This is a genomic window from Pseudomonas sp. NFACC42-2, from assembly GCF_900116055.1.
Taxonomy (GTDB): Bacteria; Pseudomonadota; Gammaproteobacteria; order Pseudomonadales; family Pseudomonadaceae; genus Aquipseudomonas; species Aquipseudomonas marginalis.
The window spans coordinates 787,195-809,344 of sequence record NZ_FOZO01000001.1 but is presented as its reverse complement, the minus strand read 5'-3'; the positions used below and the strand labels follow the sequence as shown (position 1 = coordinate 809,344).

22 protein-coding genes are annotated in these 22,150 nt (G+C 62.8%); 19 read left to right on the top strand and 3 right to left on the bottom strand.

Annotated elements, in window-relative coordinates:
- Window positions 1-56 precede the first annotated feature (56 nt).
- Window positions 57-1,133 carry an LLM class flavin-dependent oxidoreductase gene (locus BM416_RS03555; protein WP_092485434.1) on the bottom strand — a complete coding sequence of 359 codons (1,077 nt, stop codon included), beginning with the start codon at window positions 1,131-1,133 and terminating at the stop codon, window positions 57-59.
- A gap of 476 nt (window positions 1,134-1,609) precedes the next feature.
- On the opposite strand from BM416_RS03555, the gene BM416_RS30760 reads away from it, so the two are divergent.
- Window positions 1,610-2,011 (top strand): hypothetical protein, encoded by a 402-nt coding sequence (locus BM416_RS30760; RefSeq protein ID WP_256577429.1) that lies wholly within the window; start codon window positions 1,610-1,612, stop codon window positions 2,009-2,011.
- Here the strand turns inward: BM416_RS30760 and BM416_RS03545 are convergent.
- Both BM416_RS03545 and BM416_RS30755 read right to left on the bottom strand, forming a co-directional pair.
- Complete coding sequence (locus BM416_RS03545; protein ID WP_092485428.1) at window positions 1,963-2,295, bottom strand: hypothetical protein; 333 nt, start codon at window positions 2,293-2,295, stop codon at window positions 1,963-1,965. The genes BM416_RS30760 and BM416_RS03545 overlap by 49 nt on opposite strands.
- Window positions 2,292-2,600 carry a phosphomannomutase gene (locus BM416_RS30755; protein ID WP_256577428.1) on the bottom strand — a complete coding sequence of 103 codons (309 nt, stop codon included), beginning with the start codon at window positions 2,598-2,600 and terminating at the stop codon, window positions 2,292-2,294. The genes BM416_RS03545 and BM416_RS30755 overlap by 4 nt, the downstream gene beginning before the upstream one ends.
- A gap of 230 nt (window positions 2,601-2,830) precedes the next feature.
- Here BM416_RS30755 and BM416_RS03535 point away from each other — a divergent pair, with 230 nt between their 5' ends.
- From BM416_RS03535 to BM416_RS03450, 18 genes are all read left to right on the top strand, one after another.
- On the top strand, window positions 2,831-3,271 hold the full coding sequence (locus BM416_RS03535) for a low molecular weight protein-tyrosine-phosphatase (protein WP_092485425.1): 441 nt from the start codon (window positions 2,831-2,833) through the stop codon (window positions 3,269-3,271).
- A gap of 41 nt (window positions 3,272-3,312) precedes the next feature.
- Entirely contained in the window at window positions 3,313-5,532 is a 2,220-nt protein-coding gene (locus BM416_RS03530) for a polysaccharide biosynthesis tyrosine autokinase (protein WP_092485422.1), read from the top strand.
- A 5-nt stretch (window positions 5,533-5,537) separates the two neighbouring features.
- Entirely contained in the window at window positions 5,538-6,851 is a 1,314-nt protein-coding gene (locus BM416_RS03525) for a lipopolysaccharide biosynthesis protein (RefSeq protein ID WP_092485419.1), read from the top strand.
- The gene (locus BM416_RS03520) at window positions 6,848-8,023 is read left to right on the top strand and encodes an O-antigen ligase family protein (RefSeq protein WP_092485416.1); all 1,176 of its coding nucleotides are present in this window, start codon (window positions 6,848-6,850) and stop codon (window positions 8,021-8,023) included. The genes BM416_RS03525 and BM416_RS03520 overlap by 4 nt, the downstream gene beginning before the upstream one ends.
- Window positions 8,020-9,183 carry a polysaccharide pyruvyl transferase family protein gene (locus BM416_RS03515; protein WP_092485413.1) on the top strand — a complete coding sequence of 388 codons (1,164 nt, stop codon included), beginning with the start codon at window positions 8,020-8,022 and terminating at the stop codon, window positions 9,181-9,183. The genes BM416_RS03520 and BM416_RS03515 overlap by 4 nt, the downstream gene beginning before the upstream one ends.
- Window positions 9,180-9,731: an LbetaH domain-containing protein gene (locus BM416_RS03510; protein ID WP_027608684.1), complete on the top strand. Its 552-nt coding sequence runs from the start codon at window positions 9,180-9,182 to the stop codon at window positions 9,729-9,731. Before BM416_RS03515 ends, BM416_RS03510 begins: the two co-directional genes overlap by 4 nt.
- Before the next feature lie 14 nt (window positions 9,732-9,745).
- Window positions 9,746-10,705, top strand: coding sequence for a nitroreductase family protein (locus BM416_RS03505; protein ID WP_175539030.1), 960 nt, complete (start codon window positions 9,746-9,748; stop codon window positions 10,703-10,705).
- A 1-nt stretch (window position 10,706) separates the two neighbouring features.
- The gene (locus tag BM416_RS03500; RefSeq protein WP_027608682.1) at window positions 10,707-11,642 is read left to right on the top strand and encodes a glycosyltransferase family 2 protein; all 936 of its coding nucleotides are present in this window, start codon (window positions 10,707-10,709) and stop codon (window positions 11,640-11,642) included.
- 70 nt (window positions 11,643-11,712) lie between these two features.
- Window positions 11,713-12,834: a GDP-mannose 4,6-dehydratase gene (gene gmd / locus BM416_RS03495; RefSeq protein WP_027608681.1), complete on the top strand. Its 1,122-nt coding sequence runs from the start codon at window positions 11,713-11,715 to the stop codon at window positions 12,832-12,834.
- Between the two features lie 2 nt (window positions 12,835-12,836).
- Window positions 12,837-13,814: a GDP-L-fucose synthase gene (locus tag BM416_RS03490; RefSeq protein ID WP_065925164.1), complete on the top strand. Its 978-nt coding sequence runs from the start codon at window positions 12,837-12,839 to the stop codon at window positions 13,812-13,814.
- Window positions 13,814-15,022: a glycosyltransferase WbuB gene (locus BM416_RS03485; RefSeq protein WP_092485407.1), complete on the top strand. Its 1,209-nt coding sequence runs from the start codon at window positions 13,814-13,816 to the stop codon at window positions 15,020-15,022. The genes BM416_RS03490 and BM416_RS03485 overlap by 1 nt, the downstream gene beginning before the upstream one ends.
- A gap of 5 nt (window positions 15,023-15,027) precedes the next feature.
- The gene (locus BM416_RS03480; protein ID WP_092485620.1) at window positions 15,028-15,486 is read left to right on the top strand and encodes a GDP-mannose mannosyl hydrolase; all 459 of its coding nucleotides are present in this window, start codon (window positions 15,028-15,030) and stop codon (window positions 15,484-15,486) included.
- Between the two features lie 23 nt (window positions 15,487-15,509).
- Window positions 15,510-16,919, top strand: a complete 1,410-nt coding sequence (locus BM416_RS03475) for a mannose-1-phosphate guanylyltransferase/mannose-6-phosphate isomerase (protein WP_092485404.1) — start codon at window positions 15,510-15,512, stop codon at window positions 16,917-16,919.
- A gap of 179 nt (window positions 16,920-17,098) precedes the next feature.
- Complete coding sequence (locus tag BM416_RS03470; RefSeq protein ID WP_027608676.1) at window positions 17,099-17,338, top strand: hypothetical protein; 240 nt, start codon at window positions 17,099-17,101, stop codon at window positions 17,336-17,338.
- 87 nt (window positions 17,339-17,425) lie between these two features.
- Complete coding sequence (locus BM416_RS03465; RefSeq protein ID WP_065925167.1) at window positions 17,426-18,538, top strand: polysaccharide biosynthesis/export family protein; 1,113 nt, start codon at window positions 17,426-17,428, stop codon at window positions 18,536-18,538.
- Window positions 18,539-18,550: 12 nt separating this feature from the next.
- A complete protein-coding gene (locus BM416_RS03460; protein ID WP_371856029.1) occupies window positions 18,551-19,204 on the top strand; it encodes a YjbF family lipoprotein in 654 nt (217 codons plus the stop codon).
- Window positions 19,201-19,968 (top strand): capsule biosynthesis GfcC family protein, encoded by a 768-nt coding sequence (locus tag BM416_RS03455; RefSeq protein WP_092485401.1) that lies wholly within the window; start codon window positions 19,201-19,203, stop codon window positions 19,966-19,968. The genes BM416_RS03460 and BM416_RS03455 overlap by 4 nt, the downstream gene beginning before the upstream one ends.
- Window positions 19,965-22,040 (top strand): YjbH domain-containing protein, encoded by a 2,076-nt coding sequence (locus tag BM416_RS03450; protein WP_092485398.1) that lies wholly within the window; start codon window positions 19,965-19,967, stop codon window positions 22,038-22,040. The genes BM416_RS03455 and BM416_RS03450 overlap by 4 nt, the downstream gene beginning before the upstream one ends.
- The last annotated feature ends 110 nt before the right edge of the window (window positions 22,041-22,150 follow it).

The following is a 22,150-nucleotide window of genomic DNA, read 5'->3' as shown; positions in this document are numbered from 1 at the left end:
ACTGACACTCTGCCATCGGGGGCAAGCCTCTCCCATACGGGGTTTGTGGTGTTTGGTCAGGCGACTTTCTGCTCGCGTTCAGCAATCAACTGCCGGGTGAGGGGGATCAACTGCTTGCCATAGTCGATCGCATCATTGAGCGGATCAAACCCACGGATCAGGAAGGTGGTGATGCCGAGGTCGTAATAATCGACCAATGCCTCAGCCACCTGTTCGGCGGTCCCCACCAACGAGGTGGAGTTCCCCTGCGCCCCCAGCAACCCCGCAATCCCCGTCCACAAACGCTTGTCCAGCCGCGAGCCCTGCGCCGCCGCCGCCAGCAACCGGCGCGAGCCTTCATTCGGCGGTTCACGCCGCACAAAGCCGTTCTTCTCTGCCAACTCGGTGGCCTGTTGCAGGATGCTGTCGGCACGCGCCCACGCCTGTTCTTCGGTCGCGGCCAGGATCGGTCGCAGCGACAGGCTGAAGCGAATCGTGCGCCCATGCCTGGCCGCTTCGGCGCGCACCTGGGTCACGATCTCGCGGACCTGCTCATAGGTTTCGCCCCACAGCGCGTACACATCGGCATGCTTGCCCGCCACTTCAATCGCGGCCTTGGACGATCCGCCAAAATACAGCGGGATATGCGGCTGCTGCGGCGACTTCACCGCGGAGTGCGCGCCTTCGACCTGGTAGTAGGTGCCGGCAAAGTCGAAGGGCTGATCGCTGGTCCATTCCTGGCGGACCACGCTCAGGTATTCATCGGTGCGCGCGTAGCGTTCGTCCTTGCCGATATGGCTGCCATCGGCGCGCAGTTCACGGTCGTCGCCGCCGGTGATGATATGCACGGCGGTGCGCCCGCCATTGAACACATCAAGGGTGGCGAACTGGCGGGCGGCCAGGGTCGGTTGGGCGAAGCCCGGACGGTGGGCGATCAGGAACTGCAGTTTTTTCGTCACGCTGGCGGCATGGGCGGCGATCAGCGTGCTGTCCGGACTGTTGGAATGGAACGCCACCAGCGCGCGGTCGAAGCCGGCGTCTTCGTGGGCGCGGGCCACGGTTTCCACGTAGTCCGGTTGCAGGGTAGGGCCGCTGCGTGGGTGGATCTCGGAAGCGTGGTGACCGCCGATATAGCCGATGAATTCAATGCTCATGGTCTGTCCTTGTCGAGTAGGGGTGAATACCTCCGCCGGGCAGGGGGTCGGTCATGCTCGTCCACGGTAGGGGCCGCGACAGCCGCTGTAAAATGCCGTTTGGTTCTAACCTAATTATTAAAATATAGAATCATATTTGTATGTGGTGATCAGTAAATTGCATTTTGAAGACGTTGCTGACGCTAGATAACGTTGTGTTTTTTCCGGGCCTGAGGTCTGATGAGCGCCGAAAATGGCACGTCGAAGGTTAAGCAGTGATGCGGGCAGAACTTGCGCAATATGGCGGCATTACCGTCATGATTCCGGCCGCACTGATGATTGCTGTCTGGTTAAGGTATTCCACGCCGTGGGCATTGCGGGCCTGGATAATAACGTTGGGTATTACTTATTCGATCGTGGCGGCCAGCAAGTTGCTGTTTAAAGGTTGGGGTTTATCCTTCCAGCACTTGGATATTGCTGTAATAAGTGGCCATGCCATGAACACCTGTTTGATGGTCACGGTGGCAACGAGTTTGCTGGCTCGCCAGTTCAACCTGGCCTGGCGCTGGCCGGCGGCGTTGGTGGGGTTAGTGATAAGTATCGGGTTCAGTGCTTATTGTGTAGCGCCTTATATACATCCACTGAATGAAGCCCTGGCCGGTGCCGCACTGGGTGCGACAGCGGCCAGTGTGTTTCTGTGGCGTATTGATGCCGCGCCCATCAAGGTATCCCCCGTGTTCATCGGCGGCGGGCTGGTGTTTTTGCTGGTCTGTGGGCTGGTGCCCAAGTACAACGCGGAGTGGCTGCTCAACCGCGTCGCAATGACCCTCTCAGGTGCCGACCAGGCCCATCAGGAGCCTGCCTGGCGCCTGGAAACCGCGCACAGGAAGGCCGAGTAGGTCGCCAGGTCCAGCGCCAGGTTGCTTTCCACCATCAGCGCCAGCAGGGTCGTCTGCGCGTTGAAGCGCCGCGCATTGCCACGGCGCCGCGCGCGTTTCATCTGCTGGAACAGCGCATGGGTGATCTGCTGGGGGGAGCTGCCGCGCAACAGGTCCAGCCAATGGCCGATGGCCCGGGTGTTGCGCTGGTACTGCGCGCCCTGCACCGGTTCGGCCAACCCCTCGAACATCCCCGTCAGCCTGCGCAACGCATAGCCGCGTCTCAAGCCCGCCCACAGGCTCATGGCCGCTCCTCGGTGCCGCAGATATTGGCCAGCAGTTCGGCCGTCTTGACCTGCATGAACTGGCTGTCGCCGCGACTTTCCACGCACAGGCACACCGACAACGGGTCACTGACCTGCAACTTGAAGCGCCAGTCGGCGAACACCATGGAAAACCCGGCACCGGACGCGTCGCTGTCCAGTGAGTTATCCGCATACAGCACCTGCAGGCGTTCGACGACATGGGTTGAATCATGCACTTCCACCTGAATATTCCCCGAAGAAGGAAATAGGCCAATACGCTCTACCAATAACTTTGACGTGTTCATGGCTGTCCCCTGTCTGGTGCATTCAAATCGCACTTTATTATGGGGCGGTGCAAAAATACCGGAATGTTAGTTTTAGTCGGTCAATACCGGGATTGTTATTTTTTGTCTTGCGCGATAGATGGTCTCTGTTTGTAGGCTGTGGTCATAATTAGTCGGTCGTTAGTTGCAACTCATTAAATAAGGTCGTCCCTTTTGCCGAAGAATAAGTGTGCGGTGCGTGGGAGGTTGCCTTGTTCAAAAAGATATTGATTGTGTGCATCGGCAACATCTGCCGCAGCCCCACGGCGGAACACTTGCTGGGGGCCGCGCTTACGTCCTCCGAGATCACGGTGAGTTCCGCCGGCTTGGCGGCGTTGCGTGACCATCCGCTGGAGCCGACGGCCGGGCAAGTGCTGCAGGAGCATGGGCACGTTCCCCGGGCGCACAAGGCGCGGCAACTCAGCGTTGAAGCGGTGAGTGAGGCCGACCTGATCCTGGTGATGGAACAACGGCACATCGACGGCGTGCTCGACCTCGCCCCCGAGGCGCGGGGCAAGGTGTTCCTGTTGGGCAAGTGGCAGCACGATCGCGAGATCACCGACCCCTATCGCCAGGGCAAGCCCGCCTTTGTGCAGGCCTATGCCTTGATCGAACAGGCCGCACAGGCCTGGGCCCAGCGCCTGGCGCGCTGATGCTCCCTCTTTAAACGATTGCAAGGACGAAGACGCGATTTATGCATTCACCCCAGAACGCTTCCCCTGAAAGCCCTCACCGTGACGAGATCGATGTGCTCGGCATGCTTGGCACCCTGATCGATCACAAATGGCTGATCGCCGGGATCACCGGCACCTGCATGCTGATCGGCGCCGCCTACGCGATTCTGGCGGCGCCGGTGTTCCAGGCGAATGCGTTGATCCAGGTGGAGCCGAAGAAGAACGACATGCTCGGTTTCTCCGACGTCAGCAGCCTGCTGGGCAAGGAATCGCCGGCGGTGACCGAGATCGAGCTGATCAAGTCGCGCACCATCATTGGCAAGACCGTCGATACCCTGGCGTTGGACATCACTGTCACGCCGCAGCATTTTCCGTTGATCGGTGGCTTCCTCGCGCGGCGCTATGCGCCTGAACACAAGGGCGATATTGCGCCGCCGCTGTTCGGTTTCAGCCGCTGGTCGGCAGGGGGCGAGGCCCTGGCGCTGAGCAGCTTGAACCTGCCGACGGCGTTGCTCGGGACCACCCTGGTACTGGTGGCCGGCGAGGCCCAGGCCTACACGTTATTTGATGAGGACGGCATCGAGATCGCCGCAGGAAGCGTCGGCGTGCCGTTTGCCGCCGACGGCGTCGAGGTGCTGGTCAAGGAGCTGCGGGCCAATCCGGGCGCGCATTTCAAGATCGTGCGCAAGCCGCGCCTGGACGCGGTGGCCGACTACCAGGACCTGCTCACCGTGATCGAACGCGGCAAGGAATCGGGCATCATCAGCCTGTCCCTGGAGAGCACGCGCCCGGCCCTGGCGGTGCGGACGCTGAATGAAATCGCCAACCTGTATGTGAAGCAGAACGTCGACCGCACCTCGGCCGAGGCGGCGCAGAGCCTGTCGTTCCTCAATGACCAGTTGCCCCAGGTGCGTCGCGACCTGGAGAAGGCCGAGAACGCCTTGAACCGCTTCCAGACCCGCAGCAAATCCATCGACATCAGCCTCGAGGCCAAGGCCGTGCTCGACCAGGTGGTGGCCCTGGACACCGGCATCTCCGAACTCAAGTTGCAACAGGCCGAGATGGACCGCAAGTTCACCCCCCAGCACCCGGCTTATCGCGCCTTGATCGCCAAGCTGGCGGAACTCAATGCCAAGCAGGCGCAGATGACCAAGCGCGTCGAAGGCTTGCCCACGACCCAGCAGGAATTGCTCAGCCTGACCCGCGACGTGCAAGTGGGCACCGAGATCTACACCCAGTTGCTCAACCGCTCCCAGGAGCTGGACGTGATGCGCGCCGGCACCGTGGGTAACGTGCGCCTGATCGACAGTGCCGATGTCAACCTGGCCAAGCCTGTGGCGCCGCGCAAGGTCATCGTGGTGCTGCTGGCGATGCTGCTCGGCGGCATGCTCTCGGTGGGCATCGTGCTGGTGCGCAGCCTGCTCAACCGTGGCCTGGAAAGCCCGGATGAGATCGAGAAACTCGGCCTGCCGGTGTACGCCTCGATCCCCTTCAGCCTGTTGCAAAAGGCCGAAGAAACCAACGCCGCCAAGGGCCGCTCCGCCGCGCCGTCGCTGCTGGCGCTCAACCATCCCCATGACCTGGTGATGGAAGCCATGCGCAGCCTGCGCACCAGCCTGCACTTCGCCATGCTCGAGGCCAGGAACAACCGCCTGATGATCACCGGCCCGAGCCCCGAGGTGGGCAAGACGTTTGTCTCGGCCAACCTGGCGGCGATTGTCGCGCAGTCGGGCCAACGCGTGCTGTTGATTGATGCCGACATGCGCAAGGGCTACTTGCACAAGATGCTCGGCAAGGCGGTGGAGGCGGGGTTGTCCGACCTGCTCGCCAAGCGCTGTGATCTGCAGGAAGCGATTCACCCGACCGCCGTGGAGCGCTTCGATTTCATCGGCCGTGGGCAGATCCCGCCCAACCCGTCGGAACTGCTGATGCACCCCAACTTTGCTGCGTTGCTGGCCGAAGTCAGCGAGCGCTATGACCTGGTGATCATCGACACGCCGCCATTGCTGGCGGTGACCGATGCCGCGATTGTCGGGCGCCAGGCCGGCACCAGCCTGATGGTCACCCGTTTTGGCGTGAACTCGGCGAAGGAGATCGAGTTGACCCTGCGCCGCTTCCATCAGAACGGCATCGAGCTCAAGGGTGCGATCTTCAATGGTGTGGAAAAACGCCGGTCCGCCAGCTACGGCTATGGCGACTACGGCTACTACAGCTACGCCTATCAGTCCGACAAGGCCTGATGACCATGAGCAAAGTGCTTGAAATGCCGCGCTCGTTGTCGCGACGGTTTCGCCTCAACGTGCTGAGCTACGGCTACACCCAACTGGTGACGCTGGCGGCGCAACTGGTGCTGGTGCCGTTTTTCCTGCACGCCTGGGGCACCGGGCGCTATGCCGATTGGCTGGTGCTCACCGGTATTCCGTCGATGCTCAGCCTGCTGGACCTGGGGGTGGCCCAGGCGTCGGCCACCAGCGCCACGCTGCGTGCGAGCCAGGGCGATGTGCCGGGGGCGCGACGCAGTGTGCAGACCGCGCTGGCCTTTACCCTGGCGGTGGTCGCGCTGGTGCTGGTATTCGCCCTGACCTTGGGCCAGTGGCTCGACTGGGTGTCATTGCTCGGGCTCAAGACACTGACACCCGAACAGGCCGGCCTGGTGGTGGTGTTCATGTCCGGTTACCTGTGCACACGCTTGCTGGGTGGGCCGATCGACGCCTGGTTTCGGACCATCGACAGAACGGTCGGCGGCGTCTTCATCATGGCCAACCGCAGGACCCTGGACATTGTGCTGTCCATCGTCGTACTGCTGCTGGGTGGCTCCGAACTGCAATTGGCCCAGGGCATGTTTTTCAGCCAGGTGCTGTTCCTGGTGCTGGTGACCCTGTTTGTGCGGCGGATTTCACCCTGGCCGCTGCTGGGGCTGGCGTCCGCGTCCTGGGCCGAGTTCCGTGGTATCTGGAAACCGGCGCTGGGCAGCGCGGCGATCCCGCTGGCGCAGGCGATCACCCTGCAAGGCGGCCTGCAAGTGCTCAACCAGATCGCCGGCCCGGCGGTGGTGGTGGGTTACACCATGGCGCGCACCCTGATGCGCCTGATCATCCAGTTGGGCATCACCTGCAGCAACGCCCTGACCCCGGAAATCTCACGGCTGGCCGGGCGCGGCGAGTTCGAGCAGGCGCGACGCTTTACCCAGCGCGCCAGCTCCCTGGTACTGGGCCTGTGCCTGCTGGTGTATGTCGCCGGGATCTGGGCCGGGCCGCAGGTCATCCTGCTGTGGAGCCATGGCCTGGTGCAGGTCGATCGCCTGTCATTGGCGCTGATCGGCTCCCATACGATTTTGAATGTGGCCTGGTTCATCCTCGCGGCGATGCTGATTTCCACCAATCGCCACACCCTCACCTCAGTGATCTATGCCGTAAGCAGCGTGATGGCCTTGCTGCTGTGGCTGGCATGCAAGGAGCGCATCGATCCGCTGCTGGGCGCGTCGCTGTTGCTGTCGCTGCCGGAACTGGTGGTGTTGGTGTACCTGCGGGTGATTCGCGTGGGGGAGGTCGGTCCATGATGCTGTCCCAGGCGCGCCTGACCCTCTACTTGCCGCTGACGTTCTTCGCCTTGCCCCTGGCGCTGAGCAACAACCTCTCGCAACCCTTGGCGCTGCTGCTGTTGCTGCCGTTCGTGGTGTACGCGGCGCGTGGATTTACCCGCGCGCTGCCATTGCTGGCGCTGGTGGTTGCGTCCAGTGTGTTGCAGGTATTGGTGAGCAGTGGGGCGAACATCTCGCTGTACCAGTTCCTGCGTTCCGGCATCCCGTTTTTCTATTTTGTGCTGCTGCTGGCCGGGTACAGCTATGTGTTGGCCAATGTGGAAAAAATCGCGCTGGCCCATAGCGTCAACTACCGGCGCATCCTCGAACGCATCATCTACATCTTCGCCCTTGGCCAGTTGCTGCAGGTCAGCCTGTATGGCGTGGGCATCGACCTGACCAACGCCGCGTCCAAGTCCAGCGACGAAGTCGGGCGGATCATGTTGTTCCCCACCAGCTCGGCGGTGCTGCTGTTTTTCTATGCCTGTTGCCAGCGCAGGATCGGCTTGATGCTGATCCTCGCGGTCACGCTACTGGCGGCCGGGTCCAAGACCATCCTCGCGGCGATGGCGGTGATGATCCTGTTGTCGGCGATTACCCAGCGCAAGCTCAAGTCGTTGGCGGTACTGGTGGTGGCCATCGGCGCGCTGGGCACGCTGACGTTCTATGCCAGCCCCTTGGCGGTGTCGCGCTTTGCCACTTACCTGTTCGAGGAGAAGGGCGAGGACGTGACCCGTGCGTTCGAGATCGCCCATGCCAAGGAGTCGTTTCTCGACAACCCCGCCACGGTGTTCCTGGGCAATGGCCTGGCCAAGCAATTGACCCCCGGCGTGCCCACCAATGACGAGCGCTGGTTCGAGAACTCCAAGTTCGATATCGAGAACGGCTACTGGGGCGTGACCGCCAAGCTGGGAGTGCTCGGCGTGGCGCTGTTTTGCCTGCTGTTCAGCGGGTTGCCGCGCAGCCCGGTATCCCTGGCCGTGGTGGCGATCCTGCTGATTTTCTCGTTCAAGACCAGCTACCAGTTCTTCACCACCTTCGATGGCAGCTACCTGCTGGTGTGGTCGATGTTCATCGGCCTGCTCAACAAGGCTGCGCCTGCACGCCAGGCGGTTTACCCCAATTACTTACTGAAACAGGCTGGATCATGAACGCACCTGCTAGCCCCATCAGGGCCGGGATACTGACGTACCACTTCAGCGAAAACTTCGGCGCGGTGCTGCAAGCCTATGCCTTGCAGCGCTGGTTGCAGCAGCAGGGCTTGCAGGTGAGCCTGATCAACTACCACCCGGCCTACGTGGAGGATGGCAGCGAGATTCGCCAGTTGTTCAACCCGCGCCAGCTCAAGGCCAACCTCAAGGCCCTGTACCTCAAGGCCCTGGCGTTGAAAACCCGGGTGCTGGGGCCGAATGCCCAGTCGCGCCAGTTCGAGGCGTTCAAGACGCGCTTCCTGAATATCCAGGCGCCGCGCTACGCCCACGCCCACCAGCTCAACCAGGCGGTGGCCGGCCAGCAGTTGCTGGTGGCCGGCAGTGACCAGATCTGGAACCCCTCGGGCCAGACCGGCCTCGACCCGGCGTACTTCCTCGCCTTCGATTGCGACAAGGCGATCCGGCGCATCTCCTACGCCGCGAGTTTCGGTAAAGAATACCTGGAGCCGCAGTACCACGCCGAAGCCGAGGGCCTGCTCAAGCAACTGTCGGCGATCAGTGTGCGCGAGGAGAGCGGAGTGAGCATCGTGCACCAGGTCTCGGGGCTGGCTGCCCAGTGCGTGCCGGACCCGACGCTGCTGCACCGCGACTATTCGGCGCTGCTCGCCACGTCCACCCAGACCCGCACCGGCCACGTGTTCTGCTATGCGCTGCGCACCGGCGTGGGCGTGCGCGAAGTGGCCCAGGCGTTGTCACGGCAGGTGGCCGGGCCGATTGTCTCGCCGTACAACGCGCACCGGCGCTGGCGGCAGATCGGCGAGACCGTGCAGGTGGGCCCGCAGGATTGGCTCAAGTTGCTCAAGGAGAGCGCCTACGTGGTGACCAACTCCTTCCACGCCACGGTGTTCGCGATCATTTTCGAGAAGCCGTTTATCGCCGTGGGGTTGCCGGGCAACAAGGCCTCGCTGAACGCCCGTGTGCGCAACCTGCTGGAAAAGCTGGAGCTGTCGCAACGCTTCCTGCCGGCAGACGATGCCGACCAGGTGCACGCCTTGATCGCGGCGCCCATCGACTGGGTGGCGGTGCGGGCCCGGCGCCAGGCCCTGCAACAGGTGGGCGAGCGCTACCTGCTGGAACAACTGGCGGCGCTGCGGCCATGAGCGACTTCGCGCAACTCAAGTACGTCGACACCCTGCCGCGCAGCAACAAGGCACGCCGGCTGTTGTGGGGCATCGTCTACCAGCTGCTGTTTCGTCCCACGCCGCGCTGGATGCTGCACAACTGGCGGCGTTGGTTGCTGCGCTGCTTTGGCGCCAAGGTCGGCGTGGGCTGCCGCATCGCGCCCACGTGCAGCATCTGGGCGCCGTGGAACCTGGAGATCGGCGACTACACCGCCATCGGCGATGGGGTCGATGTGTACGCCATGGCCAAAATCACCCTGGGCTCCAAAGTCACCATCAGCCAACGCAGCTTCCTGTGCACCGGCAGCCACGACACCCGCAGCCTGCTGCGGCCCCTGGTGACTCGCGAGATTGTGATCAAGGACCACGTGTGGGTCGCCGCCGAGGCCTTTATCCACCCCGGTTGCGTGTTGGAGGAGGGCTGCGTGGTCGGCGCGCGCTCGGTGGTCACGGCCAGCCAGCCGGCCTGGATGATTTGCGTCGGTGCGCCGTGCCGCCCCCTCAAAACGAGAGACATCGCACTATGAAACAGGTGAAACCCATGATGGATAAGGCATGGAAGTTGATGTATTTCGTCAGCGAGTTTTTTCGCGACATGCTCACGTTTATTCGCCACAACGGTTATTCGCCGTTGGAAAGCCGCAACAAGAAACTGTTCTACAAAATCCTCATCGAAACCCACACCGTGGAAAAGGGCCTGTCCCTCAAGGAACCCAAGCCGCTGTTCGGCAAGGACAAGATCAACGGCATCATCCATATGCTCAACGAATACGACCGCTCGTATTCGGCGCTGCCGGTAGAGATGGCCCTCGGCGCGTTCCAGGGTTACCTCGAGCTGCATCGCACCCTCGGCATCAGCGACGACTTCGTGTTTTACCTGGATGCCTATGTGGAGCACCTCAAGCGCGACGGCACCGCCGGCAGCGGTGGTATCAAGCGTGCGGCGCCGTGGCTGGGCAACGGCGGGCTGGATGCCAAGGCGTTCCTGCAATCGCGCTCCAGTTGCCGCATGTTCCAGGCCGGCAAGATCGACAGTGGCCTGCTGACGTCCCTGGTGGAGTTGGCGCAGTCGTCACCCTCCCAATGCAACCGCCAGTCGTCGCGGGTGCATGTGTATCAGGACCGCGCGGTGATCGCGCAGCTGCTGGAGCTGCAAGGCGGCTCGCGCGGGTTTGCGCAGTCGGTGGACAACCTGTTTGTGGTCACGTCCGAAGTCACCGCCTGGGGCGGCGCCGGGCAGCGCAACCAGCTTTACGTCGACGGTGCGTTGTTTTCCATGGGCCTGCTGCTGGCCTGCCACGCCAATGGCCTGGGCGCGTGCCCGCTGAACCTGGCGATCCTCAATTCGGTGGAAAAGAAGATCCGTGGCATCGGCGCCATCCCGGCCAGCGAGCGGTTAATCATGATGATCGCCGTGGGGCTGCCCCTGGAAAGCCACTTCCGGGCCGCGCGTTCACCGCGCCGGCTCACCACCGAAGTCCTGCAGATGCACGGTGGCTGATATGAAGCGCGAAACCGTCAGTGTGATCATCCTTACCTACAACGAAAGCCTGCATATCGCCCGCGCCATCGAGTCGGTACGGGCCTTCAGCGACGAAGTGCTGGTGGTCGATTCGTTTTCCACCGACGACACCTGCGACATCGCCCGGCGCCATGGCGCGCTGGTGGTGCAGCATGCCTTCGTCAACCAGGCCAAGCAGTTCCAGTGGGCGCTGGATCACCTGCCGATTACCGGCAACTGGACGATGCGCCTGGACGCCGACGAAATCATCGAGGCCGACCTTGCCGCCGCGATCAATACCCGGCTGCCGACCCTGGCCCGCGACATCACCGGCATCAACTTCAAGCGCAAGCATATCTTCATGGGGCGCTGGGTGCGCCATGGCGGTCGCTACCCGTTGAAGATGCTGCGGCTGTGGCGCACTGGCCAGGGGCGCATGGAGGACCGTTGGATGGACGAGCACATCTCGGTCGCCGAGGGCCGCACCATCACCCTCGACGGCGGGTTTGCCGACCATAACCTGCATGACTTGACCTTCTTCACCCACAAGCACAACCAGTACGCCACCCGCGAAGCGATTGAAGTGCTTAACGCGCGGCTGGGGCTGTTTGCGATACGCGATGAACTGCATGCCGGGCAGAGTTCGTTCCAGGCCAAGGCCAAGCGCCTGGTCAAGAACCGCGTGTACAACCGCGTACCGTTCACCCTCAGTTCCACCGCGTATTTCCTGTGGCGCTACATCATCCAGCTGGGGTTTCTCGATGGCCGCAGCGGCCTGGTCTATCACCTGCTCCAGGGCTATTGGTACCGCTTTCTGGTGGGCGCCAAAGTGCTCGAACTGGAAACCGCGATTGCGCACTTAAACGATAAGGAAGCCATTGTCCGGGAACTCTCAAAGTTGACCGGCCATAACTTGAACCTGCCCACACCGAAGTAACTGAGCGTTTTTTAACAAACACCCAAGTTTGGGTGTCGGCCTTCGCTCGCCTATCAATTGGGAGACAGACATGAATAAAGTCGCGCTTATTACCGGGATCACCGGTCAGGATGGCTCGTACCTGGCCGAGCTGCTGCTGGAAAAAGGCTATACCGTGCACGGCCTCAAGCGCCGTTCTTCGTCGTTCAATACCCAGCGCATCGATCATATTTACCAGGACCCCCAGGCCCTGCGTAAAAACCTGATCCTGCACTATGGCGACCTGGCGGATTCGTCGAACCTGACGCGTATCATCCAGCAGATCCAGCCCGACGAAATCTACAACCTCGGCGCCCAATCCCATGTGGCGGTGAGCTTCGATTCGCCGGAATACACTGCCGATGTGGATGCCCTCGGCACCTTGCGCATCCTCGAGGCGATCCGCCTGCTGGGCCTGGAAAAGAAGACCCGCTTCTACCAGGCCTCGACCTCCGAGCTGTACGGGCTGGTGCAGGAAACCCCGCAGAAGGAAACCACGCCGTTCTACCCGCGTTCGCCCTATGCGGTGGCCAAGCTGTACGCCTATTGGATCACCGTGAACTTCCGCGAAGCCTATGGGCTGTATGCGTGCAACGGCATCCTGTTCAACCACGAGTCGCCGCGTCGCGGTGAAACCTTCGTGACCCGCAAGATCACCCGCGCCCTGAGCAATATCGCCCTGGGCCTGGAACAGTGCCTGTACATGGGCAACATGGATGCACTGCGCGACTGGGGCCACGCCAAGGACTACGTGCGCATGCAGTGGATGATGCTGCAACAGGAACACCCCGAGGACTTTGTCATCGCCACCGGTGTGCAGTATTCGGTGCGCGACTTTATTCGCTGGTCGGCGGCGGAGCTGGGGCTGCATCTGCGCTTTGTCGGCGAGGGCGTGGAAGAGGTGGCGGTGGTCGAGCGGATCGACGGCGACCTGGCGCCGGGCATCCTGGTGGGCGATGTGATTGTGCGCGTCGACCCGCGTTACTTCCGCCCGGCCGAAGTCGAGACGCTGTTGGGCGACCCGTCCAAGGCCAAGCGCCTGCTCGGCTGGGTGCCGGAAATCAGCGCCCAGGAGATGTGCGCGGAGATGGTCCGCGAAGACCTCAAGGTCGCCCAGCGCCACGCCTTGTTGCGCCTGCACGGGCATGACGCACCGATTGCCGTGGAGAACTGAGCATGGCACGTGACTTTGATGCGCGGATCTTCGTGGCCGGCCATCGCGGCATGGTCGGCTCGGCCATCGTGCGGCGCCTGTGGGCCTTGGGCTACACGCAGTTGCTTACCGCCGGCCGTGACGAGCTGGACCTGCTCGACCCGGCCGCGGTGCAGGCGTACTTCGCCCGGCACCGTGTGGACCAGGTGTACCTGGCGGCCGCCAAGGTCGGCGGGATTCACGCCAACGCGACGTACCCGGCCGATTTCATCTACCAGAACCTGATGATCCAGGCCAACGTGATCCACGCCGCCCACAGCCATGGCGTGGAGAAACTGTTGTTCCTGGGCTCGTCATGCATCTACCCGGTGCATGCCCCGCAACCGATGATCGAAGCGGTGTTGCTCGACGGCGCGCTGGAACCCACCAACGAACCCTACGCGGTGGCCAAGATCGCCGGGATCAAGCTGTGCGAAAGCTACAACCGCCAGCATGGCCGCGATTACCGCAGCGTGATGCCCACCAACCTGTACGGGCCGGGCGACAACTACCACCCGCAGAACAGCCATGTGATCGCCGCCTTGCTGCGGCGCTTCCATGAGGCGACGCAGCGCGGCGATGAGGAAGTGGTGATCTGGGGCAGTGGCAAGCCACGGCGCGAGTTCCTGCATGTGGATGACATGGCGGCGGCCAGCGTGCATGTGATGGAGCTCAGCCAGGAACGCTACCGCGAGCAGACCCAGCCGATGCGTTCGCATTTGAACGTCGGCACCGGGGTGGATTGCACCATCGCCGAACTGGCCCAGGCGCTGGTGCGGGTCACCGGCTTCAAGGGGCAGTTGCGCTTCGACGCCAGCAAGCCCGACGGCGCACCGCGCAAGCTGCTGGATGTGAGCCGGATCAACGCCCTCGGCTGGGAAGCCTATGTGCCGCTGGAAGAGGGCCTGCGCGACGCCTACAACGCCTACCTCGCGGCCCTCGAACAGCCTCGGGGCCACTGATGAAGATCCTCCTGTACGGCATCAACTACAGCCCGGAGCTCACCGGCATCGGCAAGTACAGCGGTGAACAGGCGCGCTGGCTGGCGGGCCAGGGCCATGAGGTGCGAGTGGTGACGGCGCCGCCGTATTACCCGCAGTGGCAGGTGGGCGAGGGCTATTCGCCGTGGCGCTTTCGCACCGAGCAGGACGACGGCGTGACGGTGATTCGCTGCCCGCTGTATGTGCCACGCCAGCCCACGGCGTTGACGCGCCTGCTGCACCTGATGAGCTTTTCCGCCAGTTCGTTTTTGGCGGTCATGGGGCAGTGGCGCTGGAAACCGGACCTGGTGATCCTGGTGGTGCCCACGCTGTTTTGTGCGCCCCAGGCACTGTTGTTGGCCAAGCTCAGTGGCGCCCGCTCGGTGCTGCATATCCAGGATTACGAAGTGGACGCGATGTTCGGCCTCGGCATCGGTGGCGGCTCCCTTGTGCGGCGCCTGGCGTTTGGGCTTGAACGCTGGCTGTTGCGGCGCTTTGACCGGGTCTCGACGATTTCCAGCGGCATGCTCGACAAGGCCCGGGGCAAAGGCGTGAACAGCAAGCGCCTGCTGTTCTTTCCCAATTGGTCGGAAACCGCCCGCTTTCGCCAGGTGCCCCGCAGCCACGGGCTGCTGCAGCGCCTGGGTGTGGCGCCAGGCCAAAGGGTGTTGTTGTACGCCGGCAATATCGGTGAGAAGCAGGGCCTGGAACTGATCCTCGACGCCGCCCAGGCCTATGCCGATCGCCCGGAGCTGGTGTTCCTGATCGTCGGCCAGGGCACCGGCAAGGCCCGCTTGCTCGAGCGTGTGCAGCGCGATGGCCTGCGCAACGTGCTGTTTGCGCCGTTGCAGCCCTACGAGGATCTGCCGGTGCTGCTGGCCTCGGCCGACGTGCACCTGGTGATCCAGAAGCGCGGGGTGGCGGACGCGGTGCTGCCTTCCAAGCTGACCAATATCCTCGCGGTGGGCGGCCACGCCATCATCACCGCCGACCCCGGCACCACCCTCGGCCGCCTGTGCGAGGAACACCCGGGCATTGCGGTGCTGGCTGAACCGGAGTCCGTCGCGGCGCTGAACATCGGGATCGAGCGGGCACTGGCATTGCCCGCGCGCAATGAGGTGGCGCTGGACTACGCCAAGGAGTTCCTCGACAAGGAACGTATTCTGCAACGCTTTATGGCACAGGTCTGATGGGTATGTGGCTTGATTTACCGACCTTCAATACGGTCGTGGCATCGACGCCGCTGGTGGCGATCGACCTGGTGGTGAGAAACGCCCGTGGCGAGGTCCTGTTGGGCCTGCGCGTCAATCGGCCGGCCTATGGTTTCTGGTTCGTGCCCGGCGGGCGTATCCAGAAAAACGAACACCTCGACAACGCCTTCCGGCGCATCACCCGCGACGAACTGGGACAGCCGTTCGAGCGCGCCGAGGCGCGGCTGCTGGGGGTGTACGAGCACTTCTACGACGACAGCGTGTTCGCCAACGCCGGGGCCGGGCCGAACACCCATTACGTGGTGCTCGGCTATTGCCTGGACCTGGTGGAAGGCCAGACCCTGCAGCCGCCCACGGAGCAACACCAGCATTACCGCTGGTGGTCCGAGGACGAACTGCGCATCAGCCCGCGGGTGCATGAACACACGCGGGCCTATTTCTGACTCTCTCTCCCGAGGACGCTCTCATGTTGTTACCGGTGATCATGGCAGGCGGTTCGGGGTCGCGCCTGTGGCCGCTTTCGCGGCAGCTGAACCCCAAGCAGTTCCTGCGCCTGACCGACGCGCACCTGTCGATGCTGCAGCAGACCATCACGCGGCTGGAAGGCGCCAACGTCGCGCTGCCGCAGTTGATCTGCAATGAGCAGCATCGCTTCCTGGTGGCCGAGCAATTGCGCCAGTTGGGCATGGAACAGGCCAGCATCCTGTTGGAACCGGTGGGGCGCAACACGGCGCCGGCCATCGCGCTGGCGGCGTGCAAGGCGCTGGCCGAGCACCAGGACCCGATCCTGCTGGTGCTGGCGGCGGACCATTTGATCGAAGACGTCCCGGCGTTTCATGCCAGCCTGGAAGTGGCGCTGCCGCTGGCCCGCGACGGCAAGCTGGTGACCTTCGGTATCACGCCCACTTGCGCCCATACCGGCTATGGCTATATCGAACAAGGCGCGGCGGCGGGCGAGGGCGGTTATCGGGTCAAGCGCTTTGTGGAAAAGCCGGACGCCGCCACCGCTGCGGCGTACCTGGCCAGCGGCGGGTATTACTGGAACAGCGGCATGTTCATGTTCCGCGCCAGTCGTTACCTGGAGGAGCTGGAACGCTTCCAGCCGGCTATCCTCGAGGCCTGTCGCGTGGCGCTGGAAGGCGGCAGCCAGGATCAACCCTTCACCCGCGTGCATGCCGCGACCTTTGCCGCGTGCCCGGACGATTCCATCGATTACGCGGTGATGGAAAACACCCATGACGCGGTGATGGTGCCGTTGCAGGCCGGCTGGAGTGATATCGGCTCGTGGTCGGCGTTGTGGGAGGCCAGCGAAAAAGATGCCAGCGGCAATGTGATACGCGGCGATGGGCTGAGCCTGGACACCCGTGACACCTACGTCCACGCCGACAGTCGGCTGGTGGCCACGGTGGGGGTGCAGGACCTGATCATTGTCGAGACCAAGGACGCGGTATTGGTGGCCCACAAGGACCAGGTGCAGCAGGTCAAGGCCATCGTCGACCTGCTCAAGCAGGCCGGGCGCCATGAGCATCTCAACCACCGCGAGGTGTATCGGCCATGGGGCATGTACGACTCGGTGGACAACGGCCAGCGCTATCAGGTCAAGCGCATCACGGTGAAGCCGGGGGCCAAGTTGTCGGTGCAGATGCACCACCATCGCGCCGAGCACTGGATCGTGGTCAGCGGTACGGCGCGGGTGACCAATGGCGAACAGACTTACCTGGTGTCGGAAAACCAGTCGACCTATATCCCCATCGGCCAGGTGCACGCCCTGGAAAACCCGGGGGTGATCCCGTTGGAGTTGATCGAAGTGCAGTCGGGCTCTTATCTGGGCGAGGACGATATTGTGCGCTTCGAAGACAAGTACGGCAGGGCCTGAGGTTTTCCGACATTTAATAACGTTTTTAATAACTTTACCGGGCGCAATGCATTGAAGGCCGGGGGCTTGCCGGGAAAACGTTATTTTCAACTAAGCCGGCTGAATATTATCTGTCTGGTGTGCTGTTTAGTTGAATGGCACTATCGGTTTGCCTGCTCACTGATGATAAGGAGTCTGAAATGAGAAAATCACTGGCTATTCTGGTACTCAGTGTCTTGAGTACTTCGGCGATGGCCGACGAGTTACCGTTGGGGCTTGATACCACAGTGGCCGGAACCGTTACCGTGGGGCAAACGTTGTTGGTCGGCACTGCCCTGGTTGCCGGTGTTGCCGCTGTTTCAAACAGCGGCGGCAGCTCCAATGGCGGCACCACCACGGGTACTACCGGCACCACCGGCACTACGGGTACCAGCAACTAGTCGTACACCTTCCGCTTTTAAGACCGCTTGGAATCCCCGCCCAAGTGGTCTTTTTTTCTTGTCGTCTATCGCGAGTGTCCTAGCACTATGATGCGTATTTTTTCTATTGCAGCCGTGGCCGCTGCATTATTGCAAGGCTGCATGTTTTCCCCGGGTCAATATATGGACACGGCCGCCCTGACCGAAGAGGGCGGGCCTGAAAACAGTCGCGTGGATTTAATTCCGATTACCCCAAAGTTATTGGCCATGGACGCGGCAAGTCATGTGCCTTATTCCATTCCTGCAGAACTCTTGAGTTATAAACCCGGGCCGTATTTGATCGGCGCCAATGACGCGCTGTATATCACGGTGTGGGATCACCCTGAACTCACCGCGCCGTCCGGCCCGCAGCAGCAGATCGATGCCAACGGTCGCTTGGTCAGCCCCGAGGGCAACCTGTTTTACCCCTACGTCGGCGAGGTGGTTGCCAAGGGTCGCAGCATTGAAGCGCTGCGCAGCGAGATCACCGACAAGCTGCGCCAGTACATCGACAGCCCCCAGGTGGATGTCAGCGTATTGCGTTTTGCCAGCCAGAAAGTGGTGATCAGCGGCGCGGTGATCAAGGCCGGGCCGGTGCCCCTCACCACCATTGCGATGAACGTTAGCGAGGCCCTCGGCGCCGCCGGGATCGACCCGATCAACGCCGACCTGTCGAACCTCACCCTCACCCGTGGCGGCAAGCGCTACACCCTGGACCTCGACACGCTCAACCTTGAGCAGTCGCGCCTGAATGACATCTATCTCAAGGACGGCGACCAGCTGTACCTGGCCTACAACGACCGCAAGCGCATCTACGTGATGGGCGAGGTGATGCAACCCCGCGCGCTGAGTTTCAAGACCCGCAGCATGAACCTCTCCGACGTGCTGGGTTCAGTGGGCGGGGTCAACCAGAACACCTCCAACGCCGATGCCATCTACGTGATTCGCGGCGCGCAGAACATCGATGTGGAACCGGCCAAGGTGTTCCAGCTGGAAGCCGGCTCTCCCTCGGCCATGGCCCTGGCCACGCGTTTTGATGTGCAGCCCCAGGACGTGGTGTTTGTCGGCCCGGCGAATATCACGCGCTGGAACCGCTTTATCAGCCAACTGGTACCGTCCGCGTCGATCATCGGCATTGGTGCATCCACCCAGAACAACCTGAGCGAAGCCAGCAGCCGATAGGGTGGTACCTGCGTGAACAATCTGAAAATCGGTACGTACGCGGGGTTGGCGTGGCTGTTGGCTGGCTGCAATCCGCTGATGCAGGCCTCGCTGGATACCTTCAAGGCTGCCGTCGGCGGCCCGCCGCCGCTGGTGTTGAGCCAGGCCCAGGTGGATGCGGTGCCGTTCCCCCAGATCAAGGTCACCACGGTGTCCGGCGCAGGGGTAATGGCGTTGATCCGCCAGCGCGACGACCTGCAGTTCTGGGTGGCGTCCGGCAAACAGGTGCTGCTGCTGCGCGATGGTCTGGTGGTGCGCACGGTGGGCCTGGGCACTGACCTGAATGGCACGCGCTGGCAAGGCCGGTCACCGTTCCAGCAAGGGTTGCATCGTGTCCCGGACGGCTATCGCAGCACGCGCCAGATCGACGTGGTCGACGGCTATCGCCTGGGCGTTACGGTCAACAGCCACATAACGCGCCATGGGCTGGAGAGCGTCGAGATTCTCGACAAATCCTATGCCTTGCTGCGGGTGGATGAAGACATCGAGGCCGCCGGCTTTCACGCGCGTAACCGTTACTGGGTCGACCCCGGCGACGGTTTTATCGTGCAGAGCGAGCAGCACCTGACGCCCGACCTGACGCTCACCATTACCCAACTGCAACCGACTCGCAAGGATGCCCCATGATGCTGCGAAAATTGGCCGCGCTGGTGCTGTTGTGCAGTGGCGCCAGTGTGTCCCTGGCGGCGATGACCGTCAGCGGCGAGGTGCGCAATCCGGGGCCGATCTCCTTGGCGCCCGAGGCGCGCTTGCTGGATGTGATCACCGCGTCGCAACCGGATGCCCAGGGCTATTGGCTCGGTGCGGCCTGGCTGCGCCAACCCTTGCTGGCACAGCAGGCACGGCTCAAGGCCGGTGTGCTGTTTGACCTGCAAACCCTGCAGCGTGCGGCGTTGGCGGCCGGTCGCGAAGGTCGCGCGCATGCGGCGGCTCGGCTCTATCAACAGGTGCAGGCCTTGCCGGTGACCGGCCGCCAACAGGCGATGCTGGATCCGGTGGCGGTGGAAGTCGGCTTTGCGCCGAACCCGCTGGTCAGTGAGGGCGACCGCCTGGTTTATCCGCCGAGGCCGCACAGCGTGCGTGTCGTGGGTGCCGTCGCCGCGGCCTGCACGTTGGCATTCCAGCCGCTGCAGCGGCCCCTCGATTACCTCCACGCCTGTCCGGCCCTGGCGGAAGCGGACCGCGATTACCTGTGGCTGATCCAGCCCGACGGCCATGTCACGCGCCTGGGTATCGCGGCATGGAATCGCGAGGAGGGTACGCCTCCCGCACCGGGCAGCACGTTGCTGGTGCCGATCCGCAGCGACGACCTGGACCCGCTCACCCCCGAACTCAATCAGCAACTGGCCGAGTTTCTTGCCACCCAACCCCTGGCCGAGGTCACGCCTTGAAATTATGTATTGCAGCGGTGCTGCTGGTGCCCTGTGGCGTCGCCCATGGTGATCCCCGTTACACCCAAAGCGATTTCGGCGGCGTCGGGCTGCTGCAAACCCCCACCGCCCGCATGGCGCCCGCCGGCGAACTCAGCGTGAATGCCAACCGCACCGAACCCTACAGCCGCTACAGTTTTTCGGCGCAACCCCTGGACTGGCTGGAGGGCACCTTTCGCTACACCGCGATCACCAACCGCCCCTATGGCGCCGAGTCCTTCAGCGGCGGCCAGAGCTATAAGGACAAGGCGGTCGACGCCAAAGTGCGCCTGTATCAGGAAAGCCACTGGCTGCCCGAGGTGGCGCTGGGGTTCATGGACCTGGGTGGCACCGGGTTGTTTTCCAGCGAGTACCTGGTGGCCAACAAGCGCTACGGCGATGTGGATTTCAGTGCCGGCATCGCCTGGGGGTACCTGGGCAGTCGCGGTGATTTCGGCAACCCGTTGGGCGCCTTGGATGATCGTTTCAACCAGCGGCCCACCGCCGAAGGGTCCGGCAGTTTTTCCAACGGCTACTTTCGCGGCCGGCCCGCGTTGTTCGGCGGGATTGCCTATCAGACACCCTGGGCACCGCTGAGCCTCAAGCTGGAATACGAGGGCAACGACTATCAGAACGAACCCCGCGACAACAACCAGCGCCAGGACTCACCCATCAACCTGGGCCTGGTCTACAAGCTGGCCGACTCCATCGATGTGAGTGCCGCCTGGGAACGTGGCAACACCGCCATGTTCGGCATCACCCTGCACACCAATTTCGTCAGCCGCAAAGCCCCGGTAAAAACCTACGACCCACCGGCCCCCAAGCTGCCTGCCAGGGCCCCGACTACGCCGATGGACCAGGTGGATTGGGCCGCCGTCTCCCGGCGCCTGCACGATAATGCCGGCTACAACGTGCAGCGCATTACCCAGCGCGGGCCGGAGTTGTTGGTGTACGGCGAACAGCAGCGCTATTTCTACAGCGCCAAGGCGGTGGGCCGCGCCAGTCGGATTCTGGATGGCAGCGTGAATGACCAGATCGATTGGTTCACCCTGGTGAGCGAGCGTTATGCGCTGCCGATCGAAGAAACCAGCGTGCCGCGCGAGACCTTTCGCGAGGTGGTCAACCACCGCGAGGACCTGCAGAACCTGCATCGCCAGGTCGAGGTCAATCGTGCCAGCAACCGCAGCCAGACAGTGCTGTACACCCAGCCGCCCAAACCCTTCACCTATGGTGTGGGGCTGGGCTACAAGCAGAACGTCGGCGGGCCGGATGGCTTGCTCTACCAGGTGTCCGCCGACCTCGACGGCGAGTATCGTTTCACCCGCAATACCTGGTGGAGCGGCCTGCTCAGCGTCAACCTGCTGAACAACTACGACGGGTTTACCTACGATGCGCCCAGTGGCTTGCCCCGGGTGCGGACCGACCTGCGCCGCTACATGACCTCCTCCGATGTGACTCTGCCGACCTTCCAGCTCAACCATGCGCAGCAGTTGGACCAGGACCTCTACGGCATGGTCTACGGTGGTTTGCTGGAGTCGATGTACGCCGGTGTCGGCAGTGAAGTGCTGTACCGCCCGATGGGCCAAGGCTGGGCGTTGGGGGCCGACCTGAACTACGTGCGTCAGCGTGGTTTCGAGCAGGATTTCAGCTTGCGCGATTACCGCACCCTCACCGGGCATATCACCGGCTATACCGATCTGCCGTTCAACATTCAGGGCGCCTTGAGTGTGGGGCGCTACCTGGCCAGGGACTGGGGCGCGACCCTGGACCTGTCGCGGGAATTCAACAATGGTGTGCGGATTGGCGCGTGGATCACCCGCACCACTGCATCCAGCGCAGAGTACGGCGAAGGCAGCTTCGACAAAGGCCTGTACCTGTCCATTCCGTTCGATGAGTTGATGAGCCTGTCGACGATGCGGCGCGCCAACCTGGTATGGGCACCGCTGACCCGCGATGGCGGCGCACGCTTGAACCGCGCCTACTCACTGCATTCGATGACCGATGGGCGCGACAGTGAGCTGTTCTACAAGAACATCGACAAGATCACCGAATAAATGCACCCACACAGATACTGTCTCATCCAGCACCGCTCAAATCCGTAGCAGCTGCCGAGCCGCGGCGAGGCTGCGTTTACGGCCTGCCTGGCACACCGCTGACGCAGCCT

Coding starts and splice junctions, on each gene's coding strand:
- BM416_RS03465 (WP_065925167.1), top strand. CDS start 17,426: ATGATGCGTATTTTTTCTATTGCAGCCGTGGCCGCTGCATTATTGCAA.
- BM416_RS03475 (WP_092485404.1), top strand. CDS start 15,510: ATGTTGTTACCGGTGATCATGGCAGGCGGTTCGGGGTCGCGCCTGTGG.
- BM416_RS03555 (WP_092485434.1), bottom strand. CDS start 1,133: ATGAGCATTGAATTCATCGGCTATATCGGCGGTCACCACGCTTCCGAG.
- BM416_RS03505 (WP_175539030.1), top strand. CDS start 9,746: ATGATGGATAAGGCATGGAAGTTGATGTATTTCGTCAGCGAGTTTTTT.
- BM416_RS03500 (WP_027608682.1), top strand. CDS start 10,707: ATGAAGCGCGAAACCGTCAGTGTGATCATCCTTACCTACAACGAAAGC.
- BM416_RS03515 (WP_092485413.1), top strand. CDS start 8,020: ATGAACGCACCTGCTAGCCCCATCAGGGCCGGGATACTGACGTACCAC.
- BM416_RS03545 (WP_092485428.1), bottom strand. CDS start 2,295: ATGAGCCTGTGGGCGGGCTTGAGACGCGGCTATGCGTTGCGCAGGCTG.
- BM416_RS03470 (WP_027608676.1), top strand. CDS start 17,099: ATGAGAAAATCACTGGCTATTCTGGTACTCAGTGTCTTGAGTACTTCG.
- BM416_RS03510 (WP_027608684.1), top strand. CDS start 9,180: ATGAGCGACTTCGCGCAACTCAAGTACGTCGACACCCTGCCGCGCAGC.
- BM416_RS03530 (WP_092485422.1), top strand. CDS start 3,313: ATGCATTCACCCCAGAACGCTTCCCCTGAAAGCCCTCACCGTGACGAG.
- BM416_RS03520 (WP_092485416.1), top strand. CDS start 6,848: ATGATGCTGTCCCAGGCGCGCCTGACCCTCTACTTGCCGCTGACGTTC.
- BM416_RS03525 (WP_092485419.1), top strand. CDS start 5,538: ATGAGCAAAGTGCTTGAAATGCCGCGCTCGTTGTCGCGACGGTTTCGC.
- BM416_RS30755 (WP_256577428.1), bottom strand. CDS start 2,600: ATGAACACGTCAAAGTTATTGGTAGAGCGTATTGGCCTATTTCCTTCT.
- BM416_RS03455 (WP_092485401.1), top strand. CDS start 19,201: ATGATGCTGCGAAAATTGGCCGCGCTGGTGCTGTTGTGCAGTGGCGCC.
- BM416_RS30760 (WP_256577429.1), top strand. CDS start 1,610: ATGAACACCTGTTTGATGGTCACGGTGGCAACGAGTTTGCTGGCTCGC.
- BM416_RS03480 (WP_092485620.1), top strand. CDS start 15,028: ATGTGGCTTGATTTACCGACCTTCAATACGGTCGTGGCATCGACGCCG.
- BM416_RS03490 (WP_065925164.1), top strand. CDS start 12,837: ATGGCACGTGACTTTGATGCGCGGATCTTCGTGGCCGGCCATCGCGGC.
- BM416_RS03485 (WP_092485407.1), top strand. CDS start 13,814: ATGAAGATCCTCCTGTACGGCATCAACTACAGCCCGGAGCTCACCGGC.
- gmd (WP_027608681.1), top strand. CDS start 11,713: ATGAATAAAGTCGCGCTTATTACCGGGATCACCGGTCAGGATGGCTCG.